This is a genomic window from Chryseobacterium sp. Bi04, assembly GCF_918698085.1.
Taxonomy (GTDB): domain Bacteria; phylum Bacteroidota; class Bacteroidia; order Flavobacteriales; family Weeksellaceae; genus Chryseobacterium.
Map to the genome: position 1 here is coordinate 306080 of NZ_CAKKLP010000004.1, position 13372 is coordinate 319451.

The 13372-nt window shown below is 35.8% G+C and carries 9 protein-coding genes; 4 read left to right on the forward strand and 5 right to left on the reverse strand.

Features of this window, described 5'->3' with window-relative positions; genetic code table 11:
• The first annotated feature begins 36 nt into the window (after positions 1-36).
• Both mtgA and LQV47_RS09310 read left to right on the forward strand, forming a co-directional pair.
• The gene (mtgA, locus tag LQV47_RS09305) at positions 37-681 is read left to right on the forward strand and encodes a monofunctional biosynthetic peptidoglycan transglycosylase (RefSeq protein WP_230036162.1); all 645 of its coding nucleotides are present in this window, start codon (positions 37-39) and stop codon (positions 679-681) included.
• A 13-nt stretch (positions 682-694) separates the two neighbouring features.
• Entirely contained in the window at positions 695-2725 is a 2031-nt protein-coding gene (locus LQV47_RS09310; protein WP_230036164.1) for a site-specific recombinase, read from the forward strand.
• Positions 2726-2809: 84 nt separating this feature from the next.
• Here the strand turns inward: LQV47_RS09310 and LQV47_RS09315 are convergent, their stop codons facing one another.
• Genes LQV47_RS09315 through LQV47_RS09330 form a run of 4 tightly spaced genes read right to left on the reverse strand, consistent with a single transcriptional unit; the run spans position 2810 to position 5623 of the window.
• The gene (locus tag LQV47_RS09315; RefSeq protein WP_230036166.1) at positions 2810-3106 is read right to left on the reverse strand and encodes a hypothetical protein; all 297 of its coding nucleotides are present in this window, start codon (positions 3104-3106) and stop codon (positions 2810-2812) included.
• On the reverse strand, positions 3096-3788 hold the full coding sequence (locus LQV47_RS09320; protein ID WP_230036168.1) for a hypothetical protein: 693 nt from the start codon (positions 3786-3788) through the stop codon (positions 3096-3098). The genes LQV47_RS09315 and LQV47_RS09320 overlap by 11 nt, the downstream gene beginning before the upstream one ends.
• Positions 3785-4864, reverse strand: a complete 1080-nt coding sequence (locus LQV47_RS09325; RefSeq protein ID WP_230036170.1) for a DNA replication/repair protein RecF — start codon at positions 4862-4864, stop codon at positions 3785-3787. The genes LQV47_RS09320 and LQV47_RS09325 overlap by 4 nt, the downstream gene beginning before the upstream one ends.
• 3 nt (positions 4865-4867) lie before the next feature.
• Positions 4868-5623 (reverse strand): hypothetical protein, encoded by a 756-nt coding sequence (locus tag LQV47_RS09330; RefSeq protein WP_230036172.1) that lies wholly within the window; start codon positions 5621-5623, stop codon positions 4868-4870.
• A gap of 18 nt (positions 5624-5641) precedes the next feature.
• Between LQV47_RS09330 and LQV47_RS09335 the strand changes: the two genes are divergently transcribed.
• Together LQV47_RS09335 and eco are read left to right on the forward strand one after the other, a co-directional pair.
• A complete protein-coding gene (locus tag LQV47_RS09335) occupies positions 5642-11581 on the forward strand; it encodes an alpha-2-macroglobulin family protein (protein WP_230036174.1) in 5940 nt (1979 codons plus the stop codon).
• 44 nt (positions 11582-11625) lie between these two features.
• A complete protein-coding gene (gene eco / locus LQV47_RS09340; protein WP_230036176.1) occupies positions 11626-12114 on the forward strand; it encodes a serine protease inhibitor ecotin in 489 nt (162 codons plus the stop codon).
• A gap of 122 nt (positions 12115-12236) precedes the next feature.
• On the opposite strand, the gene LQV47_RS09345 is transcribed toward eco, so the two are convergent.
• A complete protein-coding gene (locus LQV47_RS09345; protein ID WP_230036178.1) occupies positions 12237-13238 on the reverse strand; it encodes an AraC family transcriptional regulator in 1002 nt (333 codons plus the stop codon).
• Positions 13239-13372 lie beyond the last annotated feature (134 nt).

A 13372-nucleotide genomic window follows, 5' to 3' on the forward strand; every position in this document is an offset into this window, starting at 1 on the left:
ATTTGCTTATTTTTGCACTTCCTTTTACGATAACTTATGTGGAAAAAAATTAAACAGCTGATTTTCATTGTTCTTGTTCTGAATGTCGTTTTTATCATTTGGGGTAGATTTTTCAATCCGCCTGTTACCATTACCCAGATAGGAGGGCTTTTTGAGTACGGAAAATTACACAGAGATTATATTTCCTATGATGAAATGGGAAATAATGTGAAAAAGGCAGTCATTGCTTCCGAAGATCAGAAATTCTTTGATCATAACGGATTCGATTATACTGCGATTGAAAAAGCAATGAAGCATAATGAACAGGGCAAAAAAATAAGAGGAGGAAGTACGATTTCCCAACAGACGGCAAAAAATGTTTTTCTTTGGCAGGGCAGAAGCTGGATAAGAAAAGGATTGGAAGCCGTATATACCTTTATTATTGAAAAAGTATGGAGCAAAGATATTATCCTTGAAAGGTACCTGAACTCTATTGAAATGGGGCAGGGTGTATTTGGAGTAGAAGCTGCAGCTCAATATTATTTTGGTAAATCATCCAGGGATTTAAGTGCTTCAGATGCAGCGTGGATTGCCGCAGTATTGCCCAATCCGAAAAAATATGATCCTAAAAATCCATCTCCTTATTTAAGGAAGAAACATAATTGGATCATGAGGCAGATGAGGAATGTGAGTTTGAAATAGTATCTTTGTACTAATGAAATTGTTTAATTCCAGCACAAATTTTGAGTCAGTTCTTAAAAAATACTTTTCTTTTAAGAACGAAACCCTTTCTTTAGAACCTTTTGCAGAGTTTTTAGAGAGCATTAAAAGGGCAGATTTTACTTATGTGCTTAATTTTCTCAGAAGCAATCCCAATTTTGCTGAGAATTTTAAATACTATATACACAATATTTTTAGAGGCAGGCCTTTCAACCTGTCCCTGACAGAAGCCAATATCCTTTCTGAAAATGCTTTCTTTCCGGAACTTAAAAAAAGGATCCTGAATAAGGTTTTACCTCCCGTAGAAAATGAAAAGACGGTGTGGTATATGATTGATAATGTAAGTATGAGGCCTAAAACGGATCTGAAATACATGCATAATCTTCCTGAAAATGAGATGGATGAATTTTTGGTAATGTTAGGAGCTTCTGATTTTATAATCAAGCCCAACATTAAAAAGGAGCTTATTTTCTCTATGAATATCCTTTCCTGGAGGGTTACAGGGATGGCTATGGAAGTGGAAGTGGTGAGAATGGCCCCACAGTACAGAAATCTTGATAATCCGTTTCTTGCCCTTCAGAATGAGTTGGAGGCATTAGCCGAAGACCTTACTACAGATCCCGATTTACAGCTGCACTCTAAAGATAGCCGGTATAAGCAGATCAAAATCTATACAGAACATTGTCAGGAATTTGTAAACATAGCTTTTAAAAATTCAGCTAAATATGGTATTTCAGGAAAGATTAATCAATCATTGCTGAAGATCCGCCAGCAGACGGAAAGGATCTATGAAATTGTGCAGTTGCTTGTTATTGATACGGAGGAAGATGTGATGATCAAATCAAAGCAATTGATCTTTAATATCCTGAACTATAAATCTCATAAAAATAATATAGCAGACCTGATCAACGACAGTACAAGGTTGATTTCCCATCTTATTACCAACCATACGGCAGAAGCAGGAACCCATTATATCACCTCTACCCGTAAAGAATATATGACTATGTTCTATAAAGCGAGTGGTGGTGGAATTATTGTAGGAGCGCTTTGTGTATTAAAAATGCTATACGGATATATCCCCGGAAGTGATTTTTCGCACGCATTCCTATACTCTATGAACTATGCCATGGGATTTGTGATGATTTACCTGATGGGATTTACTCTGGCCACAAAACAGCCTGCAATGACTGCCGCTACGATGACTAAAGTACTGTCTGAAGAAGGAAACAGCAAAAGACACAATACGGAATTTGCCCATCTGGTATCAAAACTATTCAGAAGCCAGTTTATAGCATTTGTAGGAAATGTACTGCTGGCTTTCCCTATTGCCCTTGCCATTATTTATGGTTTGGATGTCTTTTTCTCTCAAAATCTTGCAGTAGAGAGATCCGATAAGCTGCTAAAAGACCTCGATCCTTTCAAATCCAAAGCAATTTTGCATGCGAGTATTGCTGGATTTTATCTTTTTATTTCAGGAATCATCTCAGGGAATATTGGGAACAACTCTGTATTTTATCAGATCCCGGAAAGAATTGCCAAAAATTTGTCTATCAGAAATTTTCTCGGAAAGAAGTTTGCGAAAGGACTGTCGAAATATTATGCTAAAAACTGGCCCGGAATTGTTTCCAATTTCTGGTTTGGTGTATTCCTTGGGGCCACTGCTCCGGTAGGAATGTTCTTCGGACTGGACCTTGATATAAGACACATTACTTTTGCTGCCGGAAACTTTGCGTTAGGACTTTACGGAAAAGATTTCTCAGTAGATTCCTATACTTTTTGGATATCTTTCTTTACCGTATTCCTGATAGGATTCTTCAACTTCCTGGTGAGTTTTAGTTTATCGATGTTCTTAGCCTTTAGATCAAGAAAAATGAATTTCGGGCAGGTGAGCGAAATCTATAAAGAAATATTCAGGTATTTTGTGAAACATCCGCTGAAGTTCTTCCTGCCATTGAGTTCAGGCTTGGATAAAAAAGCAGATGACCTCATGAGCAATACGATCTCTAATAAATCTGAAGAACATTAAACTGTTTCAGGATATAGATACAATACATAAAAAAATGCTACTTCAGGTAGCATTTTTTTATGAGTTCATCTTTGTAAAAAGAAATTACAGGATCTGAAGGTCATTCAGTTTATCTGCTCCGAATTTGTCCTGAAACTTTTTCAGATAAAAGCTTTTACGCATTTTAAAATCATTTTTCAATAGGGGAGAGTCTATTTTAATCATGATGCATCCTTTTTCAATATTTACACTTCTGATTTCATTGAAGAGACTGGCATCAAGATAATCTTCCAGAAAATCTTTGATTTCAAAGGCCACCAGTTTATCCTCAAAACCATAAATTCTGGCAAAAGATTTTACAAGTTCAGACGATTGATATTCACGTTTTTTCTTATTCTTCATGCTGTTTTTTCTGTAGATAGTCAGTTGTTAATCCTTTGTTTTTGAAAAACTTTTCTAAATAAGGATAAAGAAATTCACAGGTCTCGATGGGTTCCAACATACCTTTTGGAGAAGATTCTATTTCGGAACATTCGAAGCAAATCTCAAAGTAAGCAAAAACCTTATCATTCTCATCATAAAAAAGTATGGCATTTCTTGGGAAAAAACATCCGCTTTTAGAGGTGAAATCGATATAATACTTGTTGCAGGTATCATATAGGATCGCAGTAAGTTCTGATATTTCTGTGATTGTTAAGGTTTTTGATTCCTTTATTCCTTCATGATATTCTTTTTCAATCAACTCTCTTAGTTCAACAGGCTCAGGACTTTTTTTAAAACTTTCATAATATCCCTTGAGATCAGAACTGTCTGATTTTGTTTTTGGAGTGGGTGGAGGAGGTACATAGTTGTTTTTTTCACTAAAATCCAGATTATAAGAAATAATTTTAATTTTAGCAGCTTTATTAAAAGGAAACCTGCTGATTCTCTTCTGTAGTGGGATAGGCTTGAAATCTTTATTAACTTCACCATGTTGATGAGAATGATAATCATCCAGCAGATCTACTGCTTTTTTTCTTTTCTTCTGACTAAAAGAAAAGAAAAAAAGCAGTGAAAATATAATGATGTAAATTCTTTGAATCATATCTCAAAAATTATACTTTCTTCGTTAATTTTTTTTACCACACTTTCGGTACGTTCCCTATGGGTATCGGTAATAAAGATCTGTCCGAAACTTTCCTTATTCACGAGTTCAATCAACTGGGAAACCCTGGTGTCATCAAGCTTATCAAAAATATCATCCAGGAGAAGGATAGGTGTTTTATGGGTGAGCTCCTTTACAAGACTCATCTGCGCCAGTTTTAAGGAGATCAGAAAAGATTTCTGCTGCCCCTGGGAACCAATTTTTTTGATTAAAACACAGTCCATTTCGAAAAGAAGATCATCTTTATGAATCCCTTTTGAAGTGTAGGTAAGCATCCGGTCTCTATCAATATTTTCTTTTAAAAGCTCTTCAAAAGACTTCTCTAATAAATGAGATTCATAGATCACCGATACCGTTTCTTTTCCTCCAGAAATAATCTGATAAAAATTCTGGACAATAGGATTTAACTGTTCTACAAACTCTTTTCTTTTCTTAAAAATTTTGGTTCCGAATTGGGTAATCGGACTATCGTAAATTTCCAGTGAATCCTTGTCCCATACTCTGTTTTTAGCAAAATATTTTAACAATGCATTTCTTTGCTGGATGGTTTTCTGATATTGGATCAGGTCAAAAAGGTATTCGGAATCTGTTTGAGAGATCATAGAATCCAGAAACTTCCGTCTGCTTTCCCCTGAATCTGAAATAAGATTGGAGTCATAAGGAGAGATCATCACACTCGGAAGATACCCAATATGGTCGGCCATCCTATCGTAGCTTTTATCATTTTTTTTGATCACCTTCTTAGCTTCCTTAGGCTGGGTGATTCTAATGATATCTTCACTGTCTTCATGCTGCACTTCAGCGTCGATGGTGAAAAAATCTTTTTCTCTTTTAATATTATTGAGGTCGGTGTTTCCCAAAAAACTTTTCCCTACCGATAAATAGTGCAGGGCATCCAGAATATTGGTCTTTCCCGCACCGTTATTTCCAACGAAACAGTTAATTTGCGGCGAAAATTCAAACTTCTTTTCTGAATGGTTTTTGAAATTGTAAAGAGAGAGTTTCTTGATAATCATTCGTCAAAAATACTCCATTATTAGTAAAAATAAAAAAGGAAGTGCAGAGCAGGTTTCCACTCCAAATGAAAAATAAGCGTCATCTCTTTTATTATCAGCGAAATAGATGAGAATATAAGTGAAGATGCCGGATAAGAAAAATGCTGCGGCATACAGGGGCTGAAGGTAAAAAATTCCAAGAAGAGTACTGATGAACACCAGAGCGTAAGCAATATATTTGGTATTCTGGACCCCTATCAGCATCGGAAATGTTTTTACCGTGTCACTGTTCATATCCCGGATATCAAAAGGAAGAACCAATGCCGTGATAAAGAAAAAACTGATCAGAAAAATAGGAATATCAAATTCAGGAAGTGTCAGCCAGCAGTTGACCAATGCCCAGACTAATCCTACATAAAAAACTTTCAGTAACGGAATCTTCCGGATATACACATCTAGAAAAAAGCTGTTGTAGAGTAATCCAAGTACAACAATAATAAACCATTTCAGAAGTCTTACTTCATTGTGATTATGTATGATTAAAAAAGCACAAATGATCCCGGCTATAGCATTTAAGATCAGTATTTTGAGAAAATGTTTAGTGTATTGATACTTAGTGTACAGATACCCGCTGAAATACGTGATGAAAATTAACAGGATTGTAGGTAAACGGAATGTGTTTTGCTCTTTCATGAAAAATACTGCAAAAAAAGTTCCCATTAAAGAGACATAAATTTGGCTGTCTATGACGGTTTTTTTCAGTATTTTTAAAATGTTCATTTTTCAAAATTAATATATATGAAAAGATTTTCCAAGATATTTATGCTTTTGCTTCTAATGCTGTGCTTTTCACCGGCTTTTGCGCAAAAATATTATGATGCCCAGTGGAAAAAAATTGTTGAAAACAGTACCAAGGGAGCTTACAAATCTAATCTTCCCATTATTTTAGACATACAAAACCAGGCAATGAAAGAAAATAATGCACTCCAGCTGATCCGTTCTTTAAAGGCGGAATTCAGTATTGTAAACCAAACCGTAGATGATGATCAGAATGATGCTGCTTCAAAATTCTTTGGAAAACTTCAGAAAGCGGAGGAAAAGCTGAAGGGAGAAGAAAAGTTGGTATACAAAGTTCTGTTAAATGGCTTTTTTCTGGATTATTATAACCAAAATTCCTGGAAAATAGACGGCAGAACGAATATCAATTCCCAGGATCTTTCACAAATTGAGACCTGGAGTAAACTGGATTTTAAAAATTATTTAACCAAAGCTTATCAGGATCTCGATCAGCAGAAGGCAGAAATGAAAAAAATCTCCCTAACAAAATATAAGGAAGTATTTTCAGGGGTTAAAAACATAGCTTATTTTCCTACATTATTTGATTGGTATGCGTTGAAGAAGATCTCTTTTCTGTCCGAAAACAATATATTCACAAAGAATGAACTTGCAGAAAACCGTACGTCAATCAATGCGGTCTTTGACGAACTGATCGCACAGAATGAAGGGAACCCGAAGTTATACTTTATGAAAGAAAAATTGGTTGAAAACTGTAATTTTAATCAATGTAAAGATAAACTTGAACAACTGCAGGCGCTTGTAAAATCTAATGTAGAAGGCGATTATAAAGTGCTCATCATGGAAGATATCATGAATGAGCTGATTGCCAAAAAGAAAACAAAAGAAGCCATTGCCGTTGCTGCACAGGCTAAAAGCGAATATCCAAAATCTCCGTTTCTGGAGAATATTAAAAATAAGGAAAATCAGATTGTCAACCCATTGCTGAACATTAAATATGAGCAGCAGACCCAGAACAACCTGCCGATCCACTTTATGGCAGAATATAAAAATGTTGAAGAGTTTTCTTTGAATATTTATGAAGTAAAAGATAATTTCACTTCACTGCTCCAGTATATTCAAAACTCATACGGCAATACATTTGAGAAGGTTAAAAAGAATCTGGTAAGAAAAGAAACGTATCAGCTTTCGGATCCTAAAGATTATCAGCTTCACAAAACTTCTCTGGAGATAAAGCCCCTTCCTTCAGGGGTATATGTTGTGGAATATTCGGTGGCAGGAGCAGATTTAAAGAATATAGATGCTAAACAGAATTTTTACTTCCTGGTGTCCGGGAACAAAATTATCTATCAGAATAAAACAGACCGAAATCCGCTTTCCAACGAATTGAAATTGGTGAATAGTGGAAACGGAAAGCCTGCAGTGAATGAAAATCTTGTGTTTTATGAATTTATAGCGAATAAAACATTAAATAAAGTAGAGGGTAAAACCAATGAAAAAGGAGTTTTTAAATTTCCTTCTACAGCAAGCAATGAATATTACAGAACCTTCCTGATCCAACAGCCTAAGACAAATGATTTCCAGATGATGCAGGTGTACGGAAACAGAGGAAATGTGGAAGATTATAATCCGAACAAACAATCCCGTACTACGGCGCAGATCTTTACAGACAGAGCGATATACAGACCCGGTCAGACAGTTTACTTCAAAGTAGTCAATACGAAGCTGGAAAAAGAAGTGGAATCTGTACTTTCAGGATGGAAGCAGAAAATAACGCTGGTGGATACCAATAGCCAGGACGTTTCCTCACAAGACTTTACCACCAATGAGTTTGGTTCTTATCATGGCAGCTTTATTCTTCCAAAAGGTAAGCTGAACGGTACTTTTTACCTGAGAACAGACGGAGAAACCCAGGGTTATAAAGACATCAGGGTTGAAGAGTACAAAAGACCTAAGTTTGAAGTAAGTTTCGATCCTGTAAAAGATGAATATAAATATGGACAAACCATAGATCTGAAAGGAAAAACACTGATGTTTTCGGGAGTGGCATTAAGCAATACCACTGTGCATTACGAAATTAAGAAGCACAATATCAGGTGGAGGTATTTCTCATGGTATCCACAGAATGATACCAATGAAAATTCTATCCTTGGAGAGACTAAAACGAATGAAAAAGGAGAATTTGTGATTCATTTGGATCTTAAAAAAGATGAAAAGCTGGAAGGCATACAGATTGATAATTACGAGATCAATGCTTCAGTGACAGACATTAATGGGGAGACACAGTCTGCCAATACCCAGCTGAAAGTAGCTTCAGTTTCTCACTACATTAAAGCCGATAATATTCAAAATACATTCACTGGTGAAAATGTAAACCTGAAAGTAGAAACAAAGAACTATAACGAACAGAATCTTAAGAAATCTTACCAGGTTAAATTATCTAAACTTAGCGCACCGGATCGTATTTTCAGGGATAATTTTAAGTCTGAAATTCAAAATCTTCCGAAATATTCAAAAGAAGAATTTATCAGCAAGTTTCCGCATGATCTGTTTGACAAGAATGATGAAATTAAAAACTGGAAAACAGAAAAAGTTCTGATTGAAAAACAGCAGCCTGCATCAACTGATAATGCTCAGCTTTCAACTCAGTTAGATTTAGGAAAGCTTGAGGCAGGAGATTATCAGCTGGAGCTATTCAATATAGAAGGAAAGGATACCATAAAATCTTCCCAATATTTCAGTGTTTGGGACAAAACTTCTTTGAAACCTGTACAAAAAACATTCCTGACTGTTATAGCTCCGAAAGATGAAGTGTCAAGGGGTGAGAAAGTGAAAATATATGTGTACTCTGCGATTCCTGATGCGTGGGTGAATGTCTTTGTTCAGGATGGATCAGGAAAAACAGTTTCAGAAACCCATCAGCTTAAAAAAGGACTGTTGGAATATACTGCTGATGTTCCAAAAGACAAAGGAGTTTCACAGTTGAATATTCAGTTCCAGGTCGTTGCGTTTAATGATGTGAATACCCAGGCCGTAGCTTTAAAAATAAAAGATTCCGAACAGCCTTTAAAAATTGAAACCATAACATTCAGAGATAAGCTGGAACCTGATTCGAAAGAAAAATGGACGGTAAAAGTAACAGGAAATCAGAAAGAAAAGGTAAATGCTGAGGTATTAGCCAATATGTACGATATGTCCCTGGATCAGTTTGCTGCCAATACTTTTAGCTGGAATAAATTATATGTACCATTTAGTATTCTTACCTCTTATGATGTCAGAAATTATCTGCAACAGAAAAGTTATCAGAAAAGACTGGAATATTTCAATGGAAATTATATAGAGGTTCCAAGTTTTAACTGGCTTGATGGAAGATTAGGGACTGGGGATGATACTGACGGAGATGGTATTTCTGATGGAGAGGATACTTGTCCTACGGTTCCTGGGTTGCCTCAATATAATGGATGTCCTAAACCTTTGAATACTATTGCTCAAGAAGCTACAAGTTATAGATCTATGAGGAAAGCAACGATGGCTGTACCGTCTGCACCAATTGCAAAACATGAAGCCTTAGCAGCAGACGCGGCTTATGGTGGTGCACAAAAAGAGTCTGCCGAAAGCTTAGATAAAGTTCCTGTTCGTCAGAACCTGAACGAAACAGCATTCTTCTATCCCGATCTTAAAACTGATGCCGAAGGAAATGTAAACTTTGAGTTTACTTCTCCGGAAGCCCTTACAAAATGGAAGCTGATGTTCCTGGCACATACCAAAGATGCAAGAACAGCTACCCTGGAAAAAGAAGTGGTAACACAGAAAGAATTCTCTGTTACTCCAAATTATCCTAGATTCTTAAGAGAAGGGGATGAGTTGAATTTACAGTCAAAATTATCTAACCTAACGGATAAAAAGCTAAATGGTTCTGCAGAATTGCAGATTATAGATGCGTTTACCAATGAAAATATCTCTTCAAAATTTGGAGTGGTATCAGGAACACAGAATTTTGATCTTCCTGAAAACGGGAACGGCGCATTAACATGGAAATTAAAAGTTCCGGATAATGTATCTTCTATTATTTTAAAAGTAGTGGCAAAAGCAGGAGCTTATTCTGACGGAGAACAGCAGGCTGTAGCAGTATTGCCAAACAGAATGCTGGTGACGGATGCTGTTCCGGTTTTTGTAAAAGAAGGCGAAACAAAAACATTTGTACTGGATAACCTTAAAAATAATACGTCTGCAACGGCGTCTAATGTTTCCAATACCCTGGAACTGACTACCAATCCGATCTGGGAAATTATGTTTGCCCTTCCAAGTCTTAAAAATGACTCAAATAGCTCTGCTGATGTAATCTTCAATAAGTGGTTTGCAGATGTAGTGGCCTCTGAAATTTTCAAGGCTAATCCGAAAATGAAAACCATTTTTGAAGAATATCAGAACAAAGGATTATTAAACTCCAATCTTGAAAAAAATCAGGAGCTGAAGCAGTTGTTATTAGAAGAGACTCCTTGGGTATTGGAAAGTAAAAATGAAGGGGAGCAAATGCAGAAACTGGCATTATTGTTTGATGCCAACACCATGAGAAATTCAATCAACCAGGACTGGGATGATTTTAAAAAGCTTCAAAATCCTGACGGAGGCTTTTCATGGTATGCGGGATATCCAAGCTCTTACGGAACTTCATTATACATTCTTAAAAACCTGGGAAAAATCAACTCATGGGTAAAAGATAATCTGAAAGACTACCAAAGTTCAGAGCAGAAGAGTTTAGTGGCCAACCTGATTCAGTATGTGGATAATGAGATCAGCAAATATTATGATCCGAAGAATGGAGATATCTGGAATAACTGGGCTATAGATTATCTGGATACCCGAAACTATTGGGAAAAACAATATCCTTTGAAGGGTAAAGGAGCCACATTGAAATCGCTGGTAAAACAGAAAGCAAAAACGGCAAAAATTACTGACTTTACATTCTTCGGCCTTCACCGTGCTGCATTACTGATGAATGATTACGGCTTGAAAGATGTATCGGATAAATTAATGACTTACCTTAAAGAAACGTCTACAGATACACAAACACAGGGTGTATACTGGAAGCAGAATCTAAACGACTGGGGCTGGTTCAGTTCAAAAGTCGTGAACCATGCAGGTGCACTGGAGGCTTTCAATAAACTAAAACCTAACGATCAGAAATTGATTGAAGAAATGAAGATCTGGCTGGTGACACAGAAAGAAGTGAATTCATGGGGAAGCTCAAGAGGAACTTCAGAAGTGATCTTTACCCTATTAAATTCAGGAAAATCATGGACCGGTGCCGAAAGTGATAAAGCAACCATTATTTGGGGTGGAAAAGAGCTGGTTCCGCAGACTCAGGCTACAGGCTATGTGAAATCAACGATAAAAACAGATGGAATAGATAAAAACCTGGCTAGTGTGACGGTTACCAAACCTGGTCCCGGAATTGTTCAGGGAGGATTATTCTGGCAGTATTATGAAGATCTTGATAAGATTAAATCTTCAGAAAACTATATTTCCGTAACCAAAGAGCTGTATAAAAAAGTAAAAACAGTAAACGGAGAAGAGCTTCAGAAAATCTCCCCTGAAACCCCATTAAAAGTAGGAGATAAAGTGACGGTAAGAATGATTCTGAATACAGACAGAGCTATGGAATTTATTCATATTAAAGATATGCGTGCTGCAGGTTTTGAACCCATAGATGCATTGTCAGGCTATCAGTGGAAAAATAATCTGGGCTATTACCAGTCAGCAAAAGATGCTTCTACCAACTTCTATATCCAGTACATGCCGAAAGGAAAATATGTTTTTGAATATGATGTAGTTGCCAATGCATCCGGGAAGTTCTCTAACGGGATCACGACCATGCAGAATTACTATGCTCCGCAGATGAATGCCCATACAAAAGGAACTGCTGTTCAGATTTTGGAATGATTTTTGGCTATAGGGAGGTAATTAGAATTTTAAAACCAAATAAAATGAAATTTTCAAAAACTTTAATTACAGGATTGATATTGATGGCTGGGGTAAATGCTTTCGCACAAAAGAAAGCTGAAAAGTTTGAAAAACTACAGATTGAAATGTTCCCAAAAGCTAAAGAAGGATATAAACAAGTATATATTCAGTTGCCGGTAGCAAAAAATGAAAACGATTTAAAAGTTGAGGTTTTTGTAGGGGCTGAAAAAATGTTGGACTGTAATAAGTACTTCATGATGGGAGAAATGAAAAACCAGGATCTTCAGGGATGGGGATACAACTATTATGAAGTGGAATCCAAAGGAGAGACCGCAGGAACATTAATGGGTTGCCCGGGACAGAAGCTCACAAAAAAGTTTGTGACTCTTAAGCCGGAAACAATGGGCTACAACAGTAAATTACCAATTGTATTCTATGTGCCTAAAGATTTTGAAGTGCGCTACAGAGTTTTACGTCCGGATGCTGATATGAAAAAAGCAGTTCAGAAATAATCAGCTCGCTTATATAAACAAAAACTCCTCACAGCAATGTGGGGAGTTTTTTGTTGTACCTTATTTCAGGAATACTCTCACTATTTTAATCTGGTTTTATAAAAGCTTTACTGCTTTATAATTTAGATGGATTTAGTACTGATATACTCTTGGGGGGTCATTTGGAATTTAGATTTAAAAACCCTGTTAAAAGTTGATCTGTTATAGAAACCAATGGTGAGATATACATCTTCCAATGAAAATTCTTCATTTTTATTATTAATAAGCGTTATAAAAGCATTCAGCCTGAAATCATTCAGGTAAGATTTGAAGTTGTTTCTGGTGCAGCTGTTGATTGCTGAAGAAACATACTGGGTATTAGAGCTTATATCCTTAGCGAGTTGTTTCAGATTGTAGTCCGGATTTCTCCAGGGCTTTTGGATTTTCATATGATCTTCAATTTTTGAAAATAAATCTTCATAAAACGGGATAGGGAAATCTGTCTCTTCCAAAGAAAATTCCTGAACAAGTTTGATTTTTTCTTTCTTTTCCAGCACAGGAAAGGGATCAATTGTAATAGTATTTTCCTCTAAAAAAACTAAAACTGCTTTTAACTTTTGAATCTGTATAAGATAATAGAAGCAAACGGAAAACAAGATAAATGCACAGGCTAGTGTATAGGTATTTGCAAAATTGTAATACAAAGGATCACTTTTCTCTACGTTATGTACAAAGTAATAGTTGTATAACAAGCTTAAGGGGATAGTCAGAAAGAAAATTGTTGAAATATAAATAGATTTCCGGATGTTATAATAAAACGTCAGGGCTACAGGAAACATAAAAATGTAGGAAATGACGCTCGGAAAGTCTTTATAGTATAATATACTGAAAATGATATTTAAAAGCATTAAATAGCTTACCGCGAACTTACCTACTTTTTGAAAATTATAATTTTCCGAAACAAACGTGAATACATAACAGGGAGTAACGGTTAATATTAAAACCACATCATAAAATAAGTAACGGCTGCCCACAAAATAAAGATCAGAAAATACAATGATAACCTGTTTCAGTAAGAGTAAAAATATGAGCTTTTTAGCAAATGAATATTCTAACTCACGTAATTTGTCTTTAATGTTTTCCATAATACAATATCATTATAGTTAGAAGTTGTTTTTTATAAACTCATATGCGATTATGGAGGATATTATCGTGTATGAAAATATAAAATTAAAATTTAATTCTTTCATTTTCAGTGTTTTATTATTTTTTTTGTTAT

Coding starts and splice junctions, on each gene's coding strand:
- eco (WP_230036176.1), top strand. CDS start 11,626: ATGAAATTTTCAAAAACTTTAATTACAGGATTGATATTGATGGCTGGG.
- LQV47_RS09310 (WP_230036164.1), top strand. CDS start 695: ATGAAATTGTTTAATTCCAGCACAAATTTTGAGTCAGTTCTTAAAAAA.
- LQV47_RS09335 (WP_230036174.1), top strand. CDS start 5,642: ATGAAAAGATTTTCCAAGATATTTATGCTTTTGCTTCTAATGCTGTGC.
- LQV47_RS09345 (WP_230036178.1), bottom strand. CDS start 13,238: ATGGAAAACATTAAAGACAAATTACGTGAGTTAGAATATTCATTTGCT.
- LQV47_RS09330 (WP_230036172.1), bottom strand. CDS start 5,623: ATGAACATTTTAAAAATACTGAAAAAAACCGTCATAGACAGCCAAATT.
- LQV47_RS09325 (WP_230036170.1), bottom strand. CDS start 4,864: ATGATTATCAAGAAACTCTCTCTTTACAATTTCAAAAACCATTCAGAA.
- mtgA (WP_230036162.1), top strand. CDS start 37: ATGTGGAAAAAAATTAAACAGCTGATTTTCATTGTTCTTGTTCTGAAT.
- LQV47_RS09320 (WP_230036168.1), bottom strand. CDS start 3,788: ATGATTCAAAGAATTTACATCATTATATTTTCACTGCTTTTTTTCTTT.
- LQV47_RS09315 (WP_230036166.1), bottom strand. CDS start 3,106: ATGAAGAATAAGAAAAAACGTGAATATCAATCGTCTGAACTTGTAAAA.